The organism is Acetomicrobium sp. UBA5826 (assembly GCF_002433005.1).
Classification (GTDB): Bacteria; Synergistota; Synergistia; order Synergistales; family Acetomicrobiaceae; genus Acetomicrobium.
In genome coordinates, this window is sequence record NZ_DJHF01000010.1 from 29,000 (window position 1) to 51,507 (window position 22,508).

Below are 22,508 nucleotides of genomic sequence, written 5' to 3' on the forward strand. Positions count from 1 at the left end.
CGCTTTGGCTATATTGACATCATTTGTATGCAAATTAACGTTGAAGGCGACTAAAAACTTCCTGGCCCCTATAACGGTTGCCCCTGCTGTGGGGTGCATCTCGGGCGAACCGATATCGGGATGTCTCTCCGGCTTGGAGATTTCTTCTTTCAACACTTCAAATTGGCCCTTCCTTATGACTTCCAAATTGCGCCTTTCCGGCCTCAAAGCCGATTCTTCGTAGAAATATACCGGCACGGAAGTTCTGCGATGAAAATCTTCTGCAAACTTTCTCGAGAATTCCACGCATTCCTCCATAGTGATGTTTCTTAAGGGGACAAAGGGAATGACGTCGACGGCACCTATCCTCGGATGAGCACCCTCATGTTTGTTAAGATCTATATTCTTTATGGCAATCTCTGCCGACTCTACCAGCGCCTTTCCCAGTGCATCTGGTTCTCCGACGAGGCTTACCACCAAGCGATTGTGATCTTTATCCGCCCTATAGTCCAATAGATAGCAACCTTTGATTTCTTTGAAGGGTTTTACTATAGCTTCTATGACATCTTCCCGTCTGCCCTCGCTGTAATTTGGGACACATTCGATTAATTTGACCACAATTTACACCTCCAGTACCTTATCCGTTATCCAGCTCCAAATGATTTATGCTCAACAGCCAACCGGCAATTTACAATTTAGCTTCGGTCAATCGAGTTCTCCTACTTCTTCTTCAACCTCTCTAACTATTTCGCCGCTTTTGACGAGGCTCAACACCTCCTCGATCAAAGGAGCCATAAAGATATCTTCGTCCAAAAAGGGAGTCCTCTCTCTGATGGCTTGAAACGCCTTGTATACCCCTTTGCCGGGTTTAAGGGGCGCGCTGAACTCCAAGGCCTGTGCTGCAGCCAACATCTCTATGGCAATTACCTTCTGGGCATTGGACAATATGGTTTGAGCTTTTCTGGCGGCATAGGCTCCCATGGAGACGTGATCTTCCTGATTCGCAGAGGTGGGTATGGAATCCACGGAAGATGGATGGGCAAGCACTTTATTCTCGGAGACCAGTGCGGCGCAGACGTATTGAGGTATCATGAAGCCGCTGTTGACTCCGCTATTTTTCATCAAAAAGGCCGGCAGGCCGGAAAGTTTGCTGTCGACCAGCCTTGCAACACGCCTTTCCGAGATGTTTGCAAATTCCGCCACGGCTATTCCCAAGAAGTCCATGGCCAAAGCAATGGGTTGGGCGTGGAAGTTGCCCCCGCTTACAGCTTCGCCGTCGGCGGGAAAGATCAAGGGATTATCGGTGACGGAGTTGATTTCTATGTCTATCTTTTGACGAACGAAGTCCAGCGCATCCCTGCTTGCTCCGTGAACTTGCGGGATGCATCTGAGCGAATAGGCATCTTGAACTCTTGTGCCCTTGAATGCTTCGATTATTTCGCTCCCCTCTATCAATCGTCTTACGTTCGAAGCAACCGTCCTCTGTCCGAAGTGAGGTCTAAGTTCGTGAGTTCTTGAGTCAAAGGCATAGGGAACTCCGTGCAGGGCTTCCAATGACATCGCTCCCGCTATATCGGCTGCTTTTGCTAAATTTAAAGCATCATAGATGACCAACGAAGCAATGCCTGTCGTCGCCGCGGTGCCGTTATTTAAAGCAAGCCCCTCTTTGGGCTTTAATTTTATGGGCTTCAACCCTGCTTTTTCCAAAGCTAACGTTGCCTGCATTCTTTCGCCCTTGTAAAAAACATCGCCCAGCCCCAAAAGGGCGATAGCCAGATGGGACAGCGGACACAGATCTCCGCTGGCCCCCACCGAACCTTGGGAGGGTATTAGGGGGTGAATTCCTTTGTTCAAAAGGTCAACCAAAAGAGAAAGCGTCTCAAGGCTAATTCCCGAAAAACCCCGTATCAACGTGTTGATTCGAAGCAACATAATAGCCCTTACTATGTCTTCCGGGAGAGGTTCCCCAACTCCCGATGCATGGCTCTTGAGCAGATTCTCCTGCAAAATTTCGCTTTGTTCTGAGGGAATGATAACTGAAGCAAGATCTCCGAAGCCTGTTGTTATCCCATATACGACTCTTTCTTCCTGAACCCACTTTTCAACAATTGCAGCACCCCGCTTTACAAAGGCCTTTGCAGCGGGATCCAAGTTTACCTTGCAGCCACATCGGGCAACCTTGACGACGTCTTCTAATGTCAAAGAATGACCATTAAGGTGGATCGTATCCATGCATGCCCCTCCCTGAAGTCTAAAGTTTTGAATTCGCTATTTAAAGTATGCCATAAATTTACAAAAGTACAATACCCAAATCGAAACCGCAGGCAGAACATCTTCCGTCGTTAGTTACCGACAAAAGCTGAAGTTTATAGCCTCTTCTCTTAATGACCAACTTCCCGCAGCTGGGGCAGAAGGTATCAGAAAATTTTGATACGTTTCCTAAATAGGCGAATTCTAAATATCTCTTGGCAATTTCTAGCGCCCTTTCTAACAATGTAATGTCGGTAGGGGGTTTCGTCCATTTATGCGAAGGAAAATATCTGGAAATATGGAGGGGCACCCTATCTCCCAATTCTCCTGCAATCCAGGAACAGAGGGCCTCGAATTCACCGAGATCATCGTTTATGCCCGTAACCAGAAGATGGGTTATCTCTACATGGACATTGAAGCTCTTTAAAATTTGAAGCGTCTCCAATACAGGCTTGAGACCACCGCCCAATTTTTTATATGTTTCCTCATTGAAAGTTTTTAAATCTACATTGGCCGCATCTATGCGGTGCGCTATTTCTTTTAAAGGAAGGGGGTTTATGAGACCGTTTGTCACTAAGACGACTTTCACGTTTTCCTTTTTTAAAAGGGGCATCGCTTCCAAAAGATACTCATAGGAAATTAAAGGTTCATTATAGGTGAAGGCCACCGCCGGTACGCTATATTTCTTCACTAGGGATAGCAACTCCAGGGGATCAATTCTTGACAGTTTAATTTGGGGACTCCAGGTGGATATATGCCAGTTTTGGCAAAAGGGACACCTCATATTGCAACCGACAGAACCCAGGGATAGGACATCCCTTCCGGGCAGGAAATGATAAAGAGGCTTTTTCTCCATGGGATCAAGGGCAATGCTAGAAAAAAGCCCGTATGTGCTTGCTATTAATCCCTCCCCGGGGACGTTTTCGCGAATAAGGCAAAGCCCTTTTTTCCCCTCGGGAACGAGACAAGCATGGGGGCAAAGCTCGCATCTTACATTTCCGTCTTCCCAATGCCAATAGAGAGCCTTCATTTATCTTCTAACACTTCCTCGTATCTATCCACGGTAAATTTATATATGACACAACCGTCTAAAGAAAGTATACCGGCCTTCCTGGCGGCTATTTCTAACTGCTCGGCGACGGTGTTCACGCCATCGAGATTGGGAAGTAAAACCCCCTTACTGAAGCCCTTCTCCACCACCACGCCATATATCTTCGGGTCCAATTTTTCTGTCGAATCGACTATCTCCAACTCGCTTAAGACATCCACCGAAAATTTGACGTTTTCAAGTTCTTCTTCCCTTAGCGGCATAAATCTTGGATCTTCAAAGGCAGCTGCAAGGGCATTGTAAACGATCTCTGAAGATAAATCTTCCCTCACGGGACGAATGGTCCCTATGCATCCCCTCAAGCTTCCGTCTAAATTTTTAATTGAAACGAAGCATCCACGCCTTTTGTTCCACATCTCCTGGTTGGGACATATAGTCACGGCCTCGCCGGGATTTAATATCTTTTTCATCTGGCAATAATATTTAACTGCGCGCCGTGCCAGTTCCACATAGGGATGCGAATTGCCGCTCTTCAATTAATATCACCCCTTCCTTTGGTAGGCTCCCAAAGTGCAGTGCAATATCCAACACCAAAGGGCCCTTCATAGGAAAACAGGCGAATGGGCTCTCCTTCGGCCATGCCCAAAAAGGCCAAAGCTGACCGCAAACCACACTCCCCCGCCGATTCTATCTGATCTTCCGATAGCGATAAAAGTTCATCGGCACTGGAGGTCTCAAACGCTTTTACCACCAATGCATCGAATTCCTTCGCTCGCGGATGATAACCTGCAGGTGCCCCGGGAATGAGCCTGTGGGACAGGTCACCGCTAAAGACAATGCCCGCCTTTTTATCCTTTAGTTCTAAACGCCTTAACGCCCTTCCCAGAAAGTAACTTTGCTCATAACTCAACCCCAGGGGATTTGCCAAAACAAGCTTTGGCAGAGACTTCCAAGCTTTACTCAAATAATAAAGGGGGACAAAGGAAGCGTGGTCCATCTCGACCTTCTTTCCCGTCGACATCGTTACCGGCAAACCTTCTTTTTTGACATGGCCCGCTAATTCTGCGGCAAGTTCGAAGTCGCCTTCAGCTTGCAATTTGCATTCCTTGGCGCGAAACATCCCCATATCACCGGCAATGCTTTCCCCACAGATTATACTTAACCCCTTACCCATGACATGGTGGGGCGTAAGCACTACCAACGATTCCGACCTTTCGTCTTCCAGCTCGCTACAGATCCTCTGCATTCCTTCCAATGTCTTTGCAGCGGCCTTCTCTTCTCCCCTGCCAACTTCGGGTATTATTATGGGAGGATGGGGTACGAATACTGCCCAACTCCACATAGAGATCCCCTCCAAAGATTAAATTATTAACATAGCATCACCAAAGGAATAAAAACGATATCTTCTTTCTATAGCCACTTTGTAGGCTTCCATTACAAAATCATATCCGGCAAAGGCAGATACCAGCATTAATAAAGTGCTTTTTGGAAGATGAAAGTTTGTGACCATGCCATCGACAACCTTGAACTTATAGCCTGGGAATATAAAAAGATCGGTACTCCCTTTACCGAAAAGGACGAAACCCTCCTCATCGCTCGATGACTCTAAACACCTAACCACCGTAGTCCCTACGGCTATAATTCTCCTGCCTTCCTTTTTTGCTTTGTTTATCCTTTCCGCTGTATCGGACGAAATGTGGTAATCCTCGCAATGCATCTCATGTTTTCTAACGTCGTCTACCTTTACGGGACGAAAGGTTCCCGGACCGACGTGTAGCGTTACATAGGCCAATTCAATCCCGCAGGAACGAAGTTTATCCAACAGCTCTTCGGTGAAGTGAAAACCTGCCGTGGGCGCAGCAACAGAACCGTCGACGCGAGCGTACACCGTTTGATAATGTTTGGAGGCTCTGCCGTTGCCCCTTATATATGGGGGCAGGGGGACTTTCCCCTTTTTTTCGATTATATTGTAGGGGGTATCCTTTCCTTTTATCCTGACCAAACGCATGCCCCCAGAAACCCTGTCAAGCACCAATATAGAAGCCTCATCGTCAATTAACACTTCGTCGCCCGATTCCAACCGCTTACCGGGACGCACCATCGCTTCCCAATGTTCCCATGCGGAATCCTTGGGCTTTACGAGCAATACCTCCGCCTTTCCTCCGCTAGGCTTTTGGCCCAAAAACCTAGCGGGGATGACCTTGGTATCGTTGAATACCAAGACATCCCCTCTTTTTAGATATTTAATTATCTCATAAAAACAGGCATGCTCCAGGCATCTTTCGCGCCTATTTAAGACCATAAGCTTTGAGTGATCCCTCGGTTTCACGGGAGTTTGGGCGATGAGTTCCTGCGATAACTCGTAGTCATATGCTGAAACATCGTAAAGCTCTATCGTGACAGATCACCTCTTGCCATCGAATATATATTTATATTAGTAAATCTTTCGCAACTCCGTTCCAGGATAGTAATACTTAACTATCTTCTCTGCAGTCCAACCATTTTCGGCCATAGCCTTAGCTCCCCATTGAGACATCCCGATGCCGTGTCCCCAACCTCTTCCCTGAAAGACGAAGACGGAACCTCTTACACCTCCTGGCTTTGCACTATCTTCCGCCGGAGAATCCCATTGAGGCCATAGCAACTTCGGATCCTTCTTCTGCTGAGGTCTCGGCGAAGCTGCACTTTTACCCTTGCGAGCCAGTGCTTTTTGGAGATATTCCTCTTTTTTTTCCGGATGAAGAAGCATGTCGAGAAGCTCATCGGTGGTAAATGCACCCTCTTGAGTCAAGGTTATAAGTGTGGACCCCGCAGATTCTTCATTTTTGGGTTGGCTTTCTGCGATATTTCTTGCTGGCAAAGCCGATGCCCCGTCAGCTGATACGGTAAATATCGTGCTCTTCAGATCCTTAGCACCTAAGGCCATCCTGAGATCATGAGATTTTATAGTCTTCCTGCCGTTGGAACCTACGACTTCGATTAATTCAACCCTGTCGCCGGGCCCTAATTTGACAGTGTTTATCTCGTAAACAGTCCCCACGTTTATACCTGCCCTCGAAAGCCTTTTGCCGATTTCTTCGCCGCTTATCTTGAAAGACCACGACGTATATGGCGACTGATAGCTGAAAGGTTCTTGGACGGGCTTGAGATAGGGTATATCTGACCCCCATACGGACTGAACGTCCGAAGTATAACCGCCGCTATCGGAATGAAAAAAGGTAAGAGCTAGCTTACCCTGATAATAAAGCACCATTCCTTTTGTGCTTTCCACCGCCTTGGTCAATATGGGATCCTCTGCATTAACTCCTCTGTAGGGGATACAATGATCGGTATTGCAGAGGTCAAAGCCGGCATTGCCATGTCTTCCCCTTTCGGCCAAGGCATAGGTCCTTGCTGTGATAGCTTGCGCTCTCAAGACTTCTGTCGGCCAATTCGGATTGACTTCCATCTTCAATATTCCCTTTACATAGTCATCAATAGATAATTTGTTGACCGCAGTAAACGAATTGTTGCTATGTATCAACATTAAAGTTCCCCTGTAAGGCCTGTCATTGAAATAGAGCAACCCCTTGTTAGATTTAACCGTTACCGGCAAGGACAGCGTTTTTCCTCCAACGATGACCTTTGATCCGCCGCCCGATTTTACCGTTATAGTGCCCTTTGCGTTTACATGCTTTCCCGATGCATCGTAAAGGGTCAAGCTGCTTGACTTAATGGTACACGAAGAAATATTTTGGGCCAATGCCACGGATATTTGAGGTTCAGCCGCATGCCCGGCTCCCCACACTGCAAACACCAAAAAGACCGACAGGACAAATATTCTAAAAAAAGATTTCATAATCGATTCTCCCTTTCTATTTTATCTGAACCATCTGCCCAATAGATTAAGAACAACGGTCAGGATTACGCTCAAAATTAACATACTGACTATAGGAAAAAAGAACACCATGTTTTTCTTGCGGATGACTATATCTCCAGGCATATGCCCAAGGGGAAGTCCCTCCTTTCCAACGAAATAGAGCACTATACCGATGACGAGCATTATTAGTCCTGAAAAGATCAATAATTTCCCCACATCCTGCACGCCAACATCACCACCGCTCGAATTGGTTAAAAGAGGGTTAAATTATCCCCATCCAACGATCCATCTCTTAAATAGGGTATCCCCAATCTTTCGTAGGCCTTCCTGGTGGCCATTCTTCCGCCTCTTGTCCTTTCGATCAGGCCATTTCTCAACAAATACGGCTCATAAATCTCCTCTACTGTCCTTTCTTCCTCACTCATGGCGGCCGCCAATGTCGATAGCCCCACGGGTCCTCCGTCGAAAAGATTTACAATTACGTCCAACAGCTTTCTCTCCTGATCATCGATACCGTCGTCGTCTATTCCGAGCAAATCCAAGGCCTTTTTGGCAATAGCTACCGTCACCTTTCTCTCTTTTTTTGCCTCTGCAATATCACGCACTCTCTTTAACAAACGAAGAGCTATACGAGGGGTGCCCCTCGACCTTTTGGCTATCTCCATAGCTGCCTCTTCGTCGAGGTTCACTTCCAACACCGATGCTCCCCTTACGAGTATCTCGGCTAGCTCATCTGTCGAATAATACTCCAATTGCTCTATGATGCCGAAACGCCCCCTGAGGGGTGCAGAAAGCAAGGTCGGCTTCGTCGTCGCTCCAATCAGCGTAAATTTGGGCAAGGTGAGCTTAATGCTTCTTGCCATGGGGCCCTTTCCTATAATTATGTTCAGAAAAAAATCCTCCATTGCGGAATAAAGCACTTCCTCAACCTGTGGGGAAAGCCTGTGTATTTCATCGATGAAGAGCACGTCTTTGGCTTTCAATGAGGACAATATGGCAGCCAAATCTCCCGTGCGCGAGATAGCAGGCCCCGTTGTCGTCTTAAGTTCTCCCCCCATCTCGCGAGCGACCACGCCAGCTAAAGTGGTCTTGCCAAGACCTGGCGGACCGCAAAAAAGGGTATGATCCAGCGGTTCATCCCTAGATTTAGCCGCCTTAATAAACATGCTCAGCTTACCAATGACCTTGGCCTGGCCAATAAACTCACATAACCTCTGTGGTCTGATAAATACATCCTCTTCCAAGGCGAGAGGCTGCTCGCTCATCAACCTGGCTGTGTTTTTCTTCATGATGCATCACTCCGAACTGCTATCCGCTCAAGACCTTGAGGGCCTTCTGCAATAACATTTCCTCCGATTCCTCATAGATTTTGGCGTTTGTTTGCAGGCTCCCGATAGCTCTGTCTATTTCCCCTTCGCTGAAATTAAGCTCCTCTAGGGCCAATCTTACTAGCATAAGTTTATCGCCTCTTTCATATGTGCCCTTTTTACCGGTGAAGAGCTTTTTTGCCTTATCTTTTAGCTCGAAACAGATCCTTTCGGCAGTCTTACGGCCTACGCCGGGAACCTTTTCGAGCTTTTCCAGGTTTTTTTCTGCTACGATCTCTATCAGTTCTCGAGCCGAGAGCCACCTCAGTATCGAAATTGCCGTCCTGACCCCCATGCCTTTGACGTTTTTCAACATCAGGAAAAATTCCCTTTCAAAATCATCACCAAAGCCGAAAAGAGATGGACCGCTTTCGCTCACAGCCAAATAGGTGGGCAATGTCACCTTTTTGCCCAGCTCGCACAAAGAAAGGGCCTCTCTGGAACAAATGATCTCCATGCCAAATCCGGATACATCTAAAACAACTATATTTTCCTCCACGCTTACGACCGCTCCGGAGACGAACTTTATCATTCCCCCACACTATCCTTCATTTCGACATTTCCCGCAAACGCTCGATCCTCCAAAGAGACAATCCCGCAATGGCTATTGCCAGGGCATCGGCAGCATCGTCAGGTTTTGGTACGGACTCCAAGGACAAGATACATTTGACCATCTCTTGCACCTGAGATTTACTGGCTTTTCCATACCCGCAGACTGCCATCTTGACCTGCGATGGAGCGGGCTCAACGATGGGAAGCCTTTCTTGGGCAGCTAACAACAAGATGACACCCCTGGCTTGCCAAACGTTTTCCGCAGTGGTCAGGTTTTGCCCGAAGAAAAGCCTCTCCATTGCTAAAACATCGGGCCTAATCGTATTGATATGATTTTTAATTTCGTCATATATCATGTTTAGCCTATCCTGCACGGAAAGGTCAGGGTCAGTATCGATGCATCCAAATGCCAAACCCGACAAAACGCTACCTTCTTCGTTAACATACCCGAAACCCACTCGACCAATTCCGGGATCTATGCCCAGGCACAACATAAATTTAAGCGCTCTCTAGTTGTTCGAAGATCTCGTCCGGAATATCAAAATTGGCATAGACATTTTGAACGTCGTCGTGATCCTCCAAAGCGTCCAAAAGCTTCAGGAGCTTTGATGCCTCCCCCGTATCGGACACCTGAACCGTAGTTTTAGGTATCATGGCCATTTCGCAGCGATCTATGGGATATCCTTGTTTAGCGAGGAATTCGCTGACTTCGTTCAGAGCCGACGGTTCTGTATATACAATGAAAGACGAGTCTTCCTTGACAACGTCCATGGCACCTGCCTCTGCTGCCGTCAGAAGCAGTTCGTCTTCGTCAACTTGAGAGGGAATATAAATAGCCCCTCTCTTTTCGAAGATCCAGGAGACGCAACCCGCCTCTCCCAAGGAACCTCCATGACGGGTAAAGATAAAACGCATCTCCGATGCTGTGCGGTTTCTGTTGTCGGTAGTAGCCTCGACTAGAATGGCCACTCCGCCTGGACCGTATCCCTCGTACATAACATATTCGTAGGAAGCTCCCTCCAACTCGCCAGTACCACGTTTTATGGCCTTTTGTATGTTTTCCATGGGAACGTTGGCCTCTTTTGCCTTTTCAATGGCATTTTTAAGGGCAATGTTAGCAGAGGGATCTCCTCCACCCTCTCTAGCGGCAGTAATGATGGCCCTCACCAATTTTTGAAACAATTTACCGCGCTTTGAATCCTGCGCAGCCTTTCTGTACTTTATATTTGCCCATTTAGAATGACCGGACATTCACTATCACCCCTAGTCAATGTAACTCGCTTTTACGAGTCCTCAAGGAAATTCAAATTTTACAAATAGGAGGCATTCTCCGCTTGTGTTCGCTGCTCCTTCTTGCTCGCTCGACGATATCTCTGACTCTCTCATCCCCCTCCCCAGTAGTCAAATATCTGTCTACTGCATCGTAAGATGCTCCTATTTCATCTTCATCCCTTTGTCCAGGCCACAAGCCTGCAGAGGGAGCTCTCTCAATAATAGGAGCAGGTACTCCGAGATGATCCGCAAGGAGTCTGACTTCGCCCTTCAGTAGATCGCCCATGGGAAGGAGATCTACACCGCTGTCGCCGTATTTGGTGAAATAGCCCAACTCCAACTCGTCCTTATTGCCCGCGCCACACACAAGAAAGCTGCAATTTTGGGCGAAAAAATAAAGAGTTGTCATTCTAAGCCTCGGCTTTACGTTTGCTATGGCCAAAGGCTTCATCCTTTCTTTCTCAAAGGGGAGGACACCAATAAACGAATAAAACGTCGCAGTCAAGTCGACCTTTTGAACGGGCACTCCGCAACGTTCGGCCAATAAAAGAGCATACTCCTCATCCTCCGGTTGGCTCTCGCATGGCATTACTATTCCCAAGATATTATCATACCCTAAGGCATCCTTCGCCAGCAAGGCAAGAACGGAGGAATCCAGGCCGCCGCTCAACCCAAAGACTACTCCCCTGACTCCTGCTTCTTCAACTTTATCCCTTATCCAGGTCGTTATCCTTTCCCTCAAAAATTGAGGGTCTCTATAGATATTCTTCACGTTGGCACCCCCCGAAAATTTTACTATACTTAATTTTATCTGCGATGTTGATATAAATTTTAGCACAATATGGAAAAACCGCCTGATGATGGGCAAACAAAGCAGAAGAACTGAGGTGTTTGCATGCCCCTAGGATTGATATTTGATGGATACGTGGACGAACCGGCTTGCTTTGGAGTGCCTCCATATATATCGCCTTACGTCCGCTATTCCGCCGGCGTTTTAAAACTTTTTGATTACGAAATAGCCTATTATACCTGCGATCAATGGAGAGAAGATCCGAAGCCTGTGGAAGAGATGTTGAGAAGAGCAGATGTAATTGTAATCGTGGCCGGACTTTCCGTGCCCGGCCGCTACAGAGGCGGCACACCCTTGCTGTTAAGTGAACTTCAAAAAATTTCCTCTTTGAAGAGGCGGGGCTCCCTTTTTCTGGGAGGCCCGATAACTTCCGGGTATGCTTTGCGGGGCGGGAAAGAAGCCTTGGCCATTTCCGCTGACAACATCGATTTTGTCGTAACAGGCGACCCTGAAGAAGCACTATATCAATTTTTAACAAAAAATGACGTAGACCTTCGCGCCAGGAGGACGTACGAAAAGATTAGGCTTTGGAGCGTCTTGGGAAGTGAAGTTGTTAAACTGCACCCCTGGTACCCCTGGGTGATGGCGGAACTTGAGTTATCCAGGGGATGCGACAAAGGTGGTGTCCCTTGCAGCTTCTGTACCGAAGGAACTTCGATGAAAATTGAGGAAAGGCCTATCTCCGATGTATTGGACGAGATGAGGGCACTTTACAATTTTGGCATCAGAGCCTTCAGGTTTGGCAGATGTTCCAATATACTGACATATCAAGGCACAACTCATGATAACAAAAGAAAACCAAATACCTATGCCTTGAGAGATCTTTACAGTCAGGCACGAGAAGCGTGCCCCCAACTGATGACGCTTCATACCGACAACGCAAACCCTAGAACGATAGTCGATTTTCCCGATGCAGCAGCAGAAGCTATTGAAATAATATCAAAATATAACACCGAGGGCGATGTGCTTTCCTTCGGTATCGAAAATTTGCACCCCTCCGTAAGGAATATCAACAATTTAAAGGTAAACTTCGATGAGGCTCTCTTTGCCGTAAGAGTGGTGAACGAAATCGGAGGATGGAGGCCTACTCCAAGAAGCTTGCCAAAACTTTTACCTGGGCTGAACTTCTTGGTAGGGCTTGCAGGAGACAGCAACGAATCTCTAAAGCTTCACGCCGAATTTTTAGCCCGCATCCTTGAAGAAGGACTAATGTTACGAAGGATAAACATCAGAAAACCAATGCTATTTGAAAACACCCCTCTTAAAGTCCTCATCGACAAATATCCCAGCAAAATAAAAGAAAACCGTTACAAAAAATGGAAAGAATGGGTAAGAAGCCAAATCGACCAACCCCTTTTGAAACGCCTGGCTCCATTGGGCTGTATAATAAAGAATCTGCGGATCGAGGAAAAGGTAGGCAATCTTTCCTTCGGCAGGCAACTTGCTACATATCCGCTTTTGGTTGGAGTTGTCGATGATACCTTGCCTCTGGGGACCGTAATTGACTCAGCTGTCACAGACTACGGGAGACGTTCCCTTACGGCCGTCCCCTTTCCGCTGGATTTAAACAGCTGCCCGCCCGGCTCCCTCACCGCCATACCCGGAATAGGAAGAGCCCGAGCATTTCGCATAATAAGCGAAAGGCCTTTTGCCTCCTTTGAAAAACTTAAGGAAGCAATTGACGACGAAGAGGTTGCGGAAGGTTTAAAAATGTTTACAGCTTTATAGAAGTCAATTTTACAGCCGAGATTTAAACCCTCCAGACTGCAAGTGTGGAATCTTGAAAATGAACTTCCTCTCCCGCCGCTGAAAAGGACCCAAATCGCCGCTTTCCCTTCGAAAGGTAAAAAGTGCAGGCGATATTAACTTTCCAATCTCCCGCCAGAGCTTTAAGCTTAAGCCTCAATTCCGCAATTTCTTCAGCGATCGTAACGCTTGAAATAAGTAACAAGTCAGGGGCCATATTATATATCTTCCACCTCGATGGGATTTGCAATGCATCGTAGGAAAGGAGCAGGACTTTGTTGCCAAACAAATAAAATGGATAAACATCGAAGCTGTCTTTTTCCAAAATGCCGGCATCATTATATAGAAATTGCCTCAATAGCCCGTCTTGACCGACGGTAGAACCGGCAATCCAGCATATCTTTTTTGAGGCAAGGTTGGATATGTTCCGCTCTTCCTCTTCGACGCTTAGCGGGCACATAAAAACCAAATTTGTACTGCCCAAATCTTCTTTGGCGAGTTCTTCGACAGATAAAACGGTTAATGCTACACTTAAATTGTTTCTCATCTTTTCAGATCACCTTTTTTCGAGGGAGGCAAACCTACATGGAAGAGCTCGTTAGGTTTAGCATATCCATACCGAAATCATTGTTGGACGAATTTGAGAGATGGCTTCATAACCATGGCATGGTCAACCGTTCCGAGGCCCTGAGACAGATGATGCGATCTTTCATAGCCCAATCTAAATGGGAATCCCAGGAAGGAATAGTGAGCGGTACTGTAACGGTAATATACGACCATCACAGGCACGACGCCGTTTCCGAAATTACATCCATTCAACACAAATACGGTCATATAATAGTTTGCACTACCCACGTTCATATAGATCATTCCAACTGCCTTGAGGCAATCATATTATTAGGAGAAATCGACGAGATCAAAAGATTCCTGATAGACTTAAATTCATTAAAGGGGATAAAGGAAATAAGAACTTCAATGGTAAATATATAAGTACCCCAAGTGCAACCCTTTAAAAAAAGCGAGCAGGTATCCTGCTCGCTTTTTTTGCCCTTTATCGTTTACAGATTGCCTATTGTTGCCACAATTACAGCTTTTATGGTATGAAGCCTGTTTTCGGCTTCGTCAAATACCTTTGATTGTGCAGATTCAAAAACTTCTTCAGTAACCTCGTTGCCCTTGACCGCCGGCAGGCAGTGCAAAAATATGGCGTCTTTGTCAGCAAGACTCATTAAATCGCTATTTACTTGATAGGGCCTCAACAACTTGATACGTTCGGCAAGTTTTTCCTCCTCTCCCATGGATGCCCAAACGTCAGTATAGACCGCATGAGCACCCTTTACGGCTTCACGAGGATCTTCAAAGACTTCTATGACCGCACCGTGCTTTTCTCCTTCCGACCTGCACTCTTTAAGCAGCGCTTCGTCAGGATAGAGCTCTTTGGGGGCAGCTATAACAAAATGCATCCCCAACTTGGAGGAAATTATCATCAAAGAATTGGCGACGTTGTTCCTTCCGTCTCCAACGTACACAAGTTTCAATCCCTTTACGTCACCGAAATTTTCCTGGATTGTCATCACATCAGCCAAAGCCTGCGTTGGATGGTAACTATCGGTAAGCCCGTTCCAGACGGGAACACCTGCAAATTTGGCCAGTTCTTCCACTGTAGACTGCTTAAAACCTCTAAATTGTATTCCGTCAAACATCCTGCCCAATACCCTGGCAGTGTCTCTGACATCCTCCTTGTGGCCAAGTTGGATGTCATTCTTGCCCAGATATTCGGCATGACCTCCTTCGTCGAGGCAGGCCACGGTAAAGGCGCATCTGGTCCTCGTCGATGGCTTTTCGAAGATCAATGCCACGTTTTTCCCGGCTAATAAATTGCCCTTGACACCTGATCTTTTTTTTGCCTTCAGCGAAACGGCTAAATCCAATAGAAACCTTATCTCCTCAGGCTGATAATCTTTCAACCACAGCAAATGACGTCCACGCAAATTGACAGGCATAGCTCACAACCCCCTTCTCAAATTAATCTCTAAGCAAAGGCATGGACATGCATCTAGGTCCGCCTCGCCCGCGCCCAAGCTCTGCCCCTTTAATCTCATACACCTTTATCCCATTGGCTCTAAGCTCTTGGTTTGTGACCGTATTTCGCCTGTATGTCACTACCACTCCCGGCGCTATGGCAAAGGTGTTTGTGCCATCGTTCCATTGTTCTCTTGCGGCAGCAATGGCATCACCGCCACCGGTTTGAACAAAGTTGATCGTATCCAGTTGCAGGTTGCGTTTCATGGTCTCTAAAAGATCTTCAGATTCAGTCAAATCTACTACCTTTCCATTTTCGTCATAGGATATTTCCCAGACTCGCACTCTGTCCCTAATGCCCGGATATATCACAAAACAGTTTCTATCCACCATTGTGAACACTGTATCCAAATGCATATAGACTCGAACCTTGGGAATGTCAACAGCCAAGACTTTCTTTATGCCCAACTCCTTTGCAAGCTTACGCCCCACTACCTGTATTGCTCCGGGGGTTGTTCTCTGGCTTATCCCAATGGCTATGACCTCGTCAGATAAAACCAATATGTCTCCGCCTTCTATGAAATAGGGGTGTACATTGGTCGTTTCCTCTCCATAAATTATCTTCAAACCCGAAAAATAGGGATGGTGATTGAATATGTACTTTGCATATAAAGGCTCTTTCCTTCTAGCTTCGAAACGCATGACGCTTATAACGACTCCGTCCTTTATGAAAGAGAAGGGGTCGCGCTGGAAAAGGACATTCGGAAGGGGTTTGATCAGAAAATCAGCCTCTTCCGCCGTCAATAAGCAGAGGCTTTTTACGTTGCCTACGAGATCTTTGGCCTCGGAAACGGTCAAGCCGGCAATGAGTACTTCGGAAAGATCGGCTGGAGGCATCTCAAACAAAGCCTTGACAAGAGATTCCTTCAAATGATGATCCAAGGCCTCCAAAGCTAGCACCTCATCGAGCAGACACTTGCGAATTTCGTCTTCTTTCAATATATGAGCTAAGCAATTACGAAAATAAACTACCTCAATGCCGTTGTCCCGTAGCAGATCAGCGAAGGCATCGTGCTCCTTTTGGGCTTCTTCCACCCAAAGGATATCGTCAAAGAGCAATTCGTCCTTGTTATCGATGGTCAAGCGGGACAACTCCAAGCCGGGCCTGTGAAGAAGCACCCTTCTAAGCTTTCCAATTTCCGAGCCGACATACAATTTTCTGCCGCCGTCATCCACTTCTCTCACCACCGTCGGATGAAATATAATAAACAAACTTACATCAAAAGTTTATCATATTTATTCAAAGCTTAAAAGGGCGCTTCCGTTAAATCAATATGACAAAGCCCTCACCGTCTATGTCCTTCTTATCCGGACTGTTATTTCACTCGCCGCTAACGGCCTCTTTTGCTGAATCAATCGATACGCAATTTTTATTATCAGAGGCTAGGAGATTACCTCTCTTTATCTCCATTGTCGTGATCTTCTTCGGTTTAAAATGATTGGACAAATATTCGAACGCTCTCCAGGGATCCGCCTTATCACCGCAAGTGAAGAGGTCAATGGCAGCGTAACCAAACTCCGGCCAGGTATGAATGGCCAGGTGCGATTCCGAAATCACCACAACACCGCTAACACCGTAAGGTTCGAATTTCCTGAATGCCACATCCACTACAGTGGCACCGGTACGTTCTGCTGCTTTGATCATGGCATTTTGAATTCCCCTCATATCGTCGAGCACATCGTACTCGCAATCGTAAGCTTCCATCAAAATATGTCTTCCAAGCGCTTGATTATTGGTCAACGCTGTCACCTCCCAACGTGATTAAAACCTCGCGTACAATTTTTGCCCCCAATAAAGACGTTATATTATTCACGTCATTTGGGGGAGAAATCTCTACCAGGTCAAAGCCTACTACGTTCAATCCCTTGATATCCCTAAGTACGTCGAAAAGATCTGAAACGCCTATGCCGTTCGGTTCAGGAGTGCCGGTTCCGGGAGCTACAGAAGGGTCTAGTACGTCTATGTCCAGGCTTACATATACGGGGCTATCGCCAATTTCGTCTATCACCTTCCTCAAAGGCTCAGACAGCTGCATCAAATGAAGATCAGTGTTTCTTTTCCCCCATTCGATTTCTTCCTTAGAACCAGAACGTATCGCAAATTGGTGCAACCTTTTTGCCTTGGCCAAACATTCGGCTACCCTTCGCATGACAGTAGCATGGCTGTATCTGCTTCCTAAATAAAAATCGCGCAGATCGGCATGGGCATCGAAATGAAGGACNNGAAGGACGTGCAGATCGGAATACTTTGAAATCACACCTCTAACCCCGGCAAGGCTTACCAGATGATCTCCTCCGATCATCAAAATCCTCTTTCCTTTGCCTGCAAAGGAAGTGACCACCTTCTCGACTTTCGTCAAATAGCTTTGCACATCGCCGGGCGATAGAAAGACATTTCCCAGATCGACAAAGGATACGTTCTTGAGATCTCCACCGAGGGATGGAGAATAGCTTTCGATGTGATGGGATTCACATCTGATGACATCAGGAGCATATTGAGCTCCCCCTCTTCTCGACACCGTCGCATCGGAGGGAGCGCCAAACATAACCCATTCGGCACTAGCGAAACCAAACCCGCTCTCTAAAAATCGAGTCAATCCGCTTTTGCCTCCTTCAAGCTGTCCCCATCTATAATTTCCCAAACAAAGGGAGGCAACTTAAAGGCTGAAGAATGCATATCATCACTATAATATTTTGTACCTTTTGGTGCCGATCTTCTTTGAATTCTGGGATCTATACTTTTGCTTCCCACTGAATAGGTCCAAAAACCGGTGGGATAGGTTGGTACAGCACCCCAAGCCAAATAAACGTTTTCGAAGACGCTTCTTAAGCCCTTAACGGCCTCGCTGAGCAACTTAGGCTCAGCAAAGGGGGATTCCGTCTGAGCTATCATTAACCCCTCGTCCTTTAACGCCTTGTGAACATCCTTATAAAATTCGGGTTCGAAAAGACCGCTGGCAAAATCTACGGGATCGGTGCTGTCGATTATTACGATATCGAACTCGTTGAAACGCTCTTTTACGTATAAAAGGGCATCCATGGGCTTGATTTCGACTCTATCGTCCTCTAAAGCGCAAGAAACGTTTGGGAAAAAGGTCCTCGATGTATTAATGACGTCTTCGTCAATGTCCACCAAAGTTACTTTTTTCACGGACTCATGCTTTATTGCCTCGCGCACTACCCCTCCGTCCCCACCACCGATGACCAATACCCGCTCAGGACAGGGGTGTGCACATAGCACCAAGTGAGCCATCATTTCGTGGTAGCAAAATTCATCGTTTTCGGTGAGCTGAATCGCTCCGTCCAAAACCAAGACCTTGCCGTATTGATCCGTATCAACTACCAATATGTGCTGATAGGGCGATTGTTTATTCAAAAGCACATCCCTGATCCTCAGGCCAAGCCTTAGATTCGGCGTTTGATATTCCGTAAACCACAGATCTGCTACCCTGCGTTCCATCGCGCCCATCGCTTAATATCCTCCACCTGTGGTTTCATAAAAGAGAGGGCATGCCGCGATTACAGAACCGCATCGTTCTACTTTATGCTCTACTGACTTGACCTTTACCTCTTTTAAGGCCAAACCGCGCATTTCAAATGCTTCACGGACCATTTCCTCCACCTTAAGCGCCGCTTCATCCTTGGTGCAAAAGCCGGAAAATTCCATGATCATTCCAAAAGAAGAGGGATCTTCCGGGATCCCAACGCCAATCGCCGCCGAGATGATTTCACCGGGAACATCGCTCGTCAAAGATCCATATGCTATAGGAAGCAACGAACCGGCAGGTAGTTTGAAAACATCTTCAAAGGCACATTTCGGAGGCAGTACACTGCTAACCCGCAGTAGGTTCATATTTCCTATGCCAGCATCCAGAAGAGCGGCGTCGAAGGCGGTCAACTTCTTATTGCCTTCTCCATGGCCAACCACCAGGGTAAATTTCGTTGGAATTGGTAGCATTGGGCATACCCTCCTTGATTGAATTTTTAGTTTCCTTCCTTTAATTAAGAGCGGATTACATTATAACCTCCAAGGGGGGTGTGTCAATCAGAAATATAGCATTTTTTTACAAAAAATACATTCAGCATTATTCCCGTCAAAGATGCCTCGCAGGCCTTCCCGTTAACCCCATAATATCAAACATGTTATAATCACTTCTGTTATGAGGAAGAGGTGCTTAGGAGGTTTGATTAAATGAAAAAAACCGACAAGGATGCGAGAAAGGGTCAATTTGCCCTCATCGTAATATACGGTCTGCTATTTCTCCTTTCCATCCTCTTTATTGTCGGCGCCGGGTGGGCTTTGAAGCTGTCCTTCGATTTACCTTCTTCAGAAGAGCTTATCGCCTTCGATCCGAGCCTGTCCACAGTGATATACGATAGGAACGGAAAGGAGATTGCCAGGTTATTTAAGGAAAACAGGACCTGGGTGTCGTTGGAGAAGATATCTCCCTGGCTGATAAAGGCTGTTCTAGCTGCAGAAGACGATAATTTCTACGATCACAGAGGAATAGATATAAAAGGAATTATTAGGGCTGCGTCGGTAAATTTGACAAAAAGAGGGACATTTCAGGGGGGCAGTACCATCACCCAACAACTTGCAAGGAATTTATTTCTTTCCAGAGAGAAGACATTGGAGCGAAAAATGAAGGAAGTCATATTGGCCTACAGAATGGAAAGGCTTTACTCTAAGGACCAGATCCTTGAGATGTACCTCAATACTGTATATTGGGGACACGGAACCTACGGCATATACGCCGCTTCCTATAACTACTTCGGAAAGGACCCTTTGACTTTGACGTTACCAGAGGCAGCCATGTTAGCCGGTTTACTTCCTGGACCGGAATATTACACCCCTTTAAGGCACCCCGATAGAGCAAAAGTAAGACAGTCTTACGTGCTTAAGAGAATGGAAGAACTGGGGTTAATTGCCTCGGAGGATGTCGAGAGGGCTCTTGAAACGGAACTGTCTTTCACCAAAAAAAGGCAACCTACGTTAAACGAAAATCCGGCTCCATATTTCGTTTCTTATGTACTATTCAATCATCTGCTCCCAAAATATGGACCGGAAATTGTATATCAAGGTGGTTTGAAAATTTACACGACACTCGACCTGGAGCTTCAAAAAGCTGCTCAAAGCGCCGTTTCTAAACTCAAAAGCGAAGGGGCCCTCGTGGCAATTGATCCAAATACCGGCGAGATTCTCGCTATGGTTGGAGGCAAGGACTTCGACAAAAGTAAATTCAACAGGGCTGTCCAAGCTTACAGAGAGCCGGGGTCGGCGTTTAAGCCCATCGTATATACGGCTGCCCTCAGTAATGGAATCCGACCTGTAGATCGAGCTCTTGACGCTCCCTTATCCTTTCCTAATGGTTGGCAACCAACTAATTATGGAAACAAATATAGCGGAGAATGTACCTTGCTTGACGCGCTGACCTATTCTTACAACACGGTAGCCGTTCGCGTTGCCCAACTGATAGGTATAAACGAAATTATCGAAACGGCAAGAAAGATAGGCATAGAAAGCCCCTATCTGCCTTATGACCTGTCGATAGCTCTTGGGTCAGCCAGCGTGACGCCAATGGAACTGGCAACGGCATACAGTGTTTTCGCTAACGGCGGATATCGAATAGAACCCTTCTCGATCAAAAGAGTTGTCGATTTCAGGGGAAAAACCCTGGAGTCAAAGGGCCCAAACCTGGTGAGTGCCATAGACCCATCGATAGCTGTATCCCTTCGATCCCTTTTGATGGACGTGGTAAACAACGGAACCGGAAGGTCAGCCAAAATTCCCGATTACGAAGTTTTTGGCAAGACGGGAACTACTAACGAGTGGCATGACGCATGGTTTGCAGGAGGCGTCCCCGGTCTGGTATGCGTCGTATATGCCGGACATGACGACCATAGAACTCTAGGTTACGGCAATACCGGAGGTCGCGTAGCTGCTCCCGTATGGAAGGATTTTATGTCCCAAGCCGTAAGGATAGCCGATCTGCAAAGACATTTCTCCCTTGCGGGGATAATAGGCGAAAAGGTTTTACAGGTGGAAATATGTCGTGAAACTGGATATCCGGCAAGTCCGGGCTGTCCAGAGGGAGCAACGATTTTGCTTCCCGTTGATCAAATACCTACAAGAAACTGTCCTTATCACGGAGATTATAGCAGTATGTTTCTAGAAGCCTACGATCCAAACGAACCAAAGCTTTATCTCATATCCGGAGATGACCTATTACTTGCGGAATATGGGATGAAGTCGTCTGTCTACGCATCTTTCCCGAGAACCGATGAGCCCGCTTCGAAAGGGGAGTCCTTCCCGTCCCCTTCAGAGATTCCCAAGCCTCAAATAGTGGAACCCAAGGGCGAACCGCCATCTGAGGAAACCAAGAAGGTACCTCACGAACCTACTCCGGAAGATATCGATAAACGATATCAGGAATTGCTCAAGGAGTATGGGTTGGTAGATTAATATCGAGAGGCCAAGGCGTGGGCACCGCTATGGCTTCAAAGAAAGTCAGGGCATATCTGTCGGTCATGCCTGAAATGAAATCTATGACACGTGTTGTTTTGTTTGCCTCCACGTCGGTAAACTCCATGGAATCCAAAATTTGAATGTTCGACATAATATATTCGAATATAGTGCTTAAAACGTACTTTACCTTTGGCCTTTCCTTCTCGGCTTGAGGCCCGGAATATACCCGATTAAAGAGAAACGTCCTGAGCAATTCCATTGCTTCCAGGGCAGTGTCGCTAAAATAAACGCCACTTTCGCCGCTATTTTGAATAACGTCGGTTACCAAGGTTCCAATCCGTTGGCTATGGCCAACGCCTAATATACGGATCACGTCCCTTGGAACTTCTTCAAGGGCAATCAAACGAGCCCTTAGAGCATCATCCAAATCATGATTCAAATAAGCGATAGAATCGCTCACTCTCACAACCCAGGCTTCCAGAGTCGACGGGGTTGACAGCTCTAAACCCTTATGTACATCTATTTGCCCCTTGCTATGCTGCAATATCCCTTCCCTGACTTCCCAAGTGAGATTTAGCCCCCTGCCCTCTCTCTCCAAAATTTCAACAATCCTCAAGCTTTGCCTGGCATGGTGAAATCCCTTTAATCCATTTTCCCGCGCCAACACGTCCAACGCCTCTTCTCCCATATGACCAAATGGCGTATGCCCGAGGTCATGACCCAGAGCTATTGCTTCCGTCAAGTCTTCGTTTAATCGCAAAGCCCTGGAAATTGTCCTAGCGATCTGAGCAACCTCTAGGGTATGGGTCAATCGAGTCCTGTAATGATCACCTTCTGGAAGCAGCAGGACTTGCGTTTTATATTTCAACCTCCTGAAGGCCTTGCAATGGATGATTCGATCTCTGTCCCTTTGATAGCACGTCCTTATTGGACAGGGAGATTCCGGTACTTTTCTGCCTCTGGATTCGGAACTTTTGGAAGCGTAGGGGGCTAATATCTGCCTTTCCATCGCTTCCCAAACTTCTCTTGAAGTCAAC

24 protein-coding genes are annotated in these 22,508 nt (G+C 46.7%); 3 read left to right on the forward strand and 21 right to left on the reverse strand.

From position 1 onward, the window contains the following. The 13 genes from ftcD to nadE all read right to left on the reverse strand — a co-directional run. The coding region (gene ftcD / locus B3N34_RS02430; RefSeq protein WP_286974645.1) for a glutamate formimidoyltransferase at nucleotides 1-597 on the reverse strand (597 nt) is incomplete at its 3' end. 87 nt (nucleotides 598-684) lie between these two features. Further along, complete coding sequence (gene hutH, locus B3N34_RS02435; protein WP_286974647.1) at nucleotides 685-2,211, reverse strand: histidine ammonia-lyase; 1,527 nt, start codon at nucleotides 2,209-2,211, stop codon at nucleotides 685-687. A gap of 58 nt (nucleotides 2,212-2,269) precedes the next feature. Beyond that, a complete protein-coding gene (amrS, locus tag B3N34_RS02440; RefSeq protein WP_286974653.1) occupies nucleotides 2,270-3,259 on the reverse strand; it encodes an AmmeMemoRadiSam system radical SAM enzyme in 990 nt (329 codons plus the stop codon). After that, nucleotides 3,256-3,813 carry an AmmeMemoRadiSam system protein A gene (gene amrA / locus B3N34_RS02445; protein ID WP_286974654.1) on the reverse strand — a complete coding sequence of 186 codons (558 nt, stop codon included), beginning with the start codon at nucleotides 3,811-3,813 and terminating at the stop codon, nucleotides 3,256-3,258. The genes amrS and amrA overlap by 4 nt, the downstream gene beginning before the upstream one ends. Next, entirely contained in the window at nucleotides 3,810-4,619 is an 810-nt protein-coding gene (locus tag B3N34_RS02450) for a class III extradiol dioxygenase subunit B-like domain-containing protein (protein ID WP_286974655.1), read from the reverse strand. The genes amrA and B3N34_RS02450 overlap by 4 nt, the downstream gene beginning before the upstream one ends. Nucleotides 4,620-4,637: 18 nt before the next feature. After that, complete coding sequence (gene queA, locus B3N34_RS02455; RefSeq protein ID WP_286974748.1) at nucleotides 4,638-5,672, reverse strand: tRNA preQ1(34) S-adenosylmethionine ribosyltransferase-isomerase QueA; 1,035 nt, start codon at nucleotides 5,670-5,672, stop codon at nucleotides 4,638-4,640. Between the two features lie 39 nt (nucleotides 5,673-5,711). Continuing rightward, on the reverse strand, nucleotides 5,712-7,115 hold the full coding sequence (locus B3N34_RS02460) for a SpoIID/LytB domain-containing protein (RefSeq protein ID WP_286974657.1): 1,404 nt from the start codon (nucleotides 7,113-7,115) through the stop codon (nucleotides 5,712-5,714). 21 nt (nucleotides 7,116-7,136) lie between these two features. Beyond that, complete coding sequence (locus tag B3N34_RS02465) at nucleotides 7,137-7,361, reverse strand: DUF2905 domain-containing protein (protein ID WP_009201266.1); 225 nt, start codon at nucleotides 7,359-7,361, stop codon at nucleotides 7,137-7,139. A 26-nt stretch (nucleotides 7,362-7,387) separates the two neighbouring features. Then, a complete protein-coding gene (ruvB, locus tag B3N34_RS02470) occupies nucleotides 7,388-8,425 on the reverse strand; it encodes a Holliday junction branch migration DNA helicase RuvB (protein WP_213698302.1) in 1,038 nt (345 codons plus the stop codon). Nucleotides 8,426-8,444: 19 nt separating this feature from the next. Continuing rightward, the gene (gene ruvA / locus B3N34_RS02475) at nucleotides 8,445-9,035 is read right to left on the reverse strand and encodes a Holliday junction branch migration protein RuvA (protein WP_091460027.1); all 591 of its coding nucleotides are present in this window, start codon (nucleotides 9,033-9,035) and stop codon (nucleotides 8,445-8,447) included. A gap of 16 nt (nucleotides 9,036-9,051) precedes the next feature. Continuing rightward, nucleotides 9,052-9,549, reverse strand: a complete 498-nt coding sequence (gene ruvC / locus B3N34_RS02480; RefSeq protein WP_286974663.1) for a crossover junction endodeoxyribonuclease RuvC — start codon at nucleotides 9,547-9,549, stop codon at nucleotides 9,052-9,054. A 4-nt stretch (nucleotides 9,550-9,553) separates the two neighbouring features. Further along, nucleotides 9,554-10,306: a YebC/PmpR family DNA-binding transcriptional regulator gene (locus B3N34_RS02485; protein WP_091460024.1), complete on the reverse strand. Its 753-nt coding sequence runs from the start codon at nucleotides 10,304-10,306 to the stop codon at nucleotides 9,554-9,556. A gap of 52 nt (nucleotides 10,307-10,358) precedes the next feature. Beyond that, nucleotides 10,359-11,099, reverse strand: coding sequence for an NAD(+) synthase (gene nadE, locus B3N34_RS02490; protein ID WP_234945357.1), 741 nt, complete (start codon nucleotides 11,097-11,099; stop codon nucleotides 10,359-10,361). Between the two features lie 123 nt (nucleotides 11,100-11,222). Between nadE and B3N34_RS02495 the strand changes: the two genes are divergently transcribed. After that, nucleotides 11,223-12,905, forward strand: coding sequence for a radical SAM protein (locus B3N34_RS02495; RefSeq protein WP_286974666.1), 1,683 nt, complete (start codon nucleotides 11,223-11,225; stop codon nucleotides 12,903-12,905). Between the two features lie 22 nt (nucleotides 12,906-12,927). Here B3N34_RS02495 and B3N34_RS02500 read toward each other — a convergent pair whose 3' ends face one another. Next, the gene (locus B3N34_RS02500; RefSeq protein ID WP_286974667.1) at nucleotides 12,928-13,470 is read right to left on the reverse strand and encodes a hypothetical protein; all 543 of its coding nucleotides are present in this window, start codon (nucleotides 13,468-13,470) and stop codon (nucleotides 12,928-12,930) included. A gap of 38 nt (nucleotides 13,471-13,508) precedes the next feature. Here B3N34_RS02500 and nikR point away from each other — a divergent pair, with 38 nt between their 5' ends. Further along, nucleotides 13,509-13,913, forward strand: coding sequence for a nickel-responsive transcriptional regulator NikR (nikR, locus tag B3N34_RS02505; RefSeq protein ID WP_286974669.1), 405 nt, complete (start codon nucleotides 13,509-13,511; stop codon nucleotides 13,911-13,913). A 68-nt stretch (nucleotides 13,914-13,981) separates the two neighbouring features. On the opposite strand, the gene argF is transcribed toward nikR, so the two are convergent. From argF to B3N34_RS02535, 6 genes are all read right to left on the reverse strand, one after another. Continuing rightward, entirely contained in the window at nucleotides 13,982-14,926 is a 945-nt protein-coding gene (gene argF / locus B3N34_RS02510; RefSeq protein WP_286974671.1) for an ornithine carbamoyltransferase, read from the reverse strand. Nucleotides 14,927-14,948: 22 nt separating this feature from the next. Further along, nucleotides 14,949-16,181, reverse strand: coding sequence for an arginine deiminase (locus B3N34_RS02515; protein WP_286974674.1), 1,233 nt, complete (start codon nucleotides 16,179-16,181; stop codon nucleotides 14,949-14,951). A 145-nt stretch (nucleotides 16,182-16,326) separates the two neighbouring features. Continuing rightward, a complete protein-coding gene (speD, locus tag B3N34_RS02520) occupies nucleotides 16,327-16,746 on the reverse strand; it encodes an adenosylmethionine decarboxylase (RefSeq protein ID WP_213698312.1) in 420 nt (139 codons plus the stop codon). Beyond that, nucleotides 16,736-17,647, reverse strand: coding sequence for an agmatinase (gene speB / locus B3N34_RS02525; RefSeq protein WP_422652827.1), 912 nt, complete (start codon nucleotides 17,645-17,647; stop codon nucleotides 16,736-16,738). Before speB ends, speD begins: the two co-directional genes overlap by 11 nt. Beyond that, nucleotides 17,599-18,474: a polyamine aminopropyltransferase gene (speE, locus tag B3N34_RS02530; protein WP_286974679.1), complete on the reverse strand. Its 876-nt coding sequence runs from the start codon at nucleotides 18,472-18,474 to the stop codon at nucleotides 17,599-17,601. Before speE ends, speB begins: the two co-directional genes overlap by 49 nt. Nucleotides 18,475-18,477: 3 nt before the next feature. Continuing rightward, a complete protein-coding gene (locus B3N34_RS02535; RefSeq protein WP_286974681.1) occupies nucleotides 18,478-18,963 on the reverse strand; it encodes a pyruvoyl-dependent arginine decarboxylase in 486 nt (161 codons plus the stop codon). 234 nt (nucleotides 18,964-19,197) lie between these two features. Here B3N34_RS02535 and B3N34_RS02540 point away from each other — a divergent pair, with 234 nt between their 5' ends. After that, nucleotides 19,198-21,468 (forward strand): penicillin-binding protein 1A, encoded by a 2,271-nt coding sequence (locus B3N34_RS02540; protein WP_286974682.1) that lies wholly within the window; start codon nucleotides 19,198-19,200, stop codon nucleotides 21,466-21,468. Here B3N34_RS02540 and B3N34_RS02545 read toward each other — a convergent pair. Then, the gene (locus B3N34_RS02545; RefSeq protein WP_286974683.1) at nucleotides 21,443-22,507 is read right to left on the reverse strand and encodes a deoxyguanosinetriphosphate triphosphohydrolase; all 1,065 of its coding nucleotides are present in this window, start codon (nucleotides 22,505-22,507) and stop codon (nucleotides 21,443-21,445) included. The two genes, B3N34_RS02540 and B3N34_RS02545, sit on opposite strands and share 26 nt — an antisense overlap. Nucleotide 22,508: the final 1 nt, after the last annotated feature.

Excerpts from the sequence above, each read along its gene's own strand:
- B3N34_RS02500 (WP_286974667.1), bottom strand. The coding sequence starts at position 13,470 with ATGAGAAACAATTTAAGTGTAGCATTAACCGTTTTATCTGTCGAAGAA.
- ruvA (WP_091460027.1), bottom strand. The coding sequence starts at position 9,035 with ATGATAAAGTTCGTCTCCGGAGCGGTCGTAAGCGTGGAGGAAAATATA.
- amrS (WP_286974653.1), bottom strand. The coding sequence starts at position 3,259 with ATGAAGGCTCTCTATTGGCATTGGGAAGACGGAAATGTAAGATGCGAG.
- B3N34_RS02495 (WP_286974666.1), top strand. The coding sequence starts at position 11,223 with ATGCCCCTAGGATTGATATTTGATGGATACGTGGACGAACCGGCTTGC.
- ruvB (WP_213698302.1), bottom strand. The coding sequence starts at position 8,425 with ATGAAGAAAAACACAGCCAGGTTGATGAGCGAGCAGCCTCTCGCCTTG.
- B3N34_RS02450 (WP_286974655.1), bottom strand. The coding sequence starts at position 4,619 with ATGTGGAGTTGGGCAGTATTCGTACCCCATCCTCCCATAATAATACCC.
- hutH (WP_286974647.1), bottom strand. The coding sequence starts at position 2,211 with ATGGATACGATCCACCTTAATGGTCATTCTTTGACATTAGAAGACGTC.
- B3N34_RS02485 (WP_091460024.1), bottom strand. The coding sequence starts at position 10,306 with ATGTCCGGTCATTCTAAATGGGCAAATATAAAGTACAGAAAGGCTGCG.
- B3N34_RS02460 (WP_286974657.1), bottom strand. The coding sequence starts at position 7,115 with ATGAAATCTTTTTTTAGAATATTTGTCCTGTCGGTCTTTTTGGTGTTT.
- argF (WP_286974671.1), bottom strand. The coding sequence starts at position 14,926 with ATGCCTGTCAATTTGCGTGGACGTCATTTGCTGTGGTTGAAAGATTAT.
- B3N34_RS02535 (WP_286974681.1), bottom strand. The coding sequence starts at position 18,963 with ATGCTACCAATTCCAACGAAATTTACCCTGGTGGTTGGCCATGGAGAA.
- B3N34_RS02540 (WP_286974682.1), top strand. The coding sequence starts at position 19,198 with ATGAAAAAAACCGACAAGGATGCGAGAAAGGGTCAATTTGCCCTCATC.
- nikR (WP_286974669.1), top strand. The coding sequence starts at position 13,509 with ATGGAAGAGCTCGTTAGGTTTAGCATATCCATACCGAAATCATTGTTG.
- speE (WP_286974679.1), bottom strand. The coding sequence starts at position 18,474 with ATGGGCGCGATGGAACGCAGGGTAGCAGATCTGTGGTTTACGGAATAT.
- ruvC (WP_286974663.1), bottom strand. The coding sequence starts at position 9,549 with ATGTTGTGCCTGGGCATAGATCCCGGAATTGGTCGAGTGGGTTTCGGG.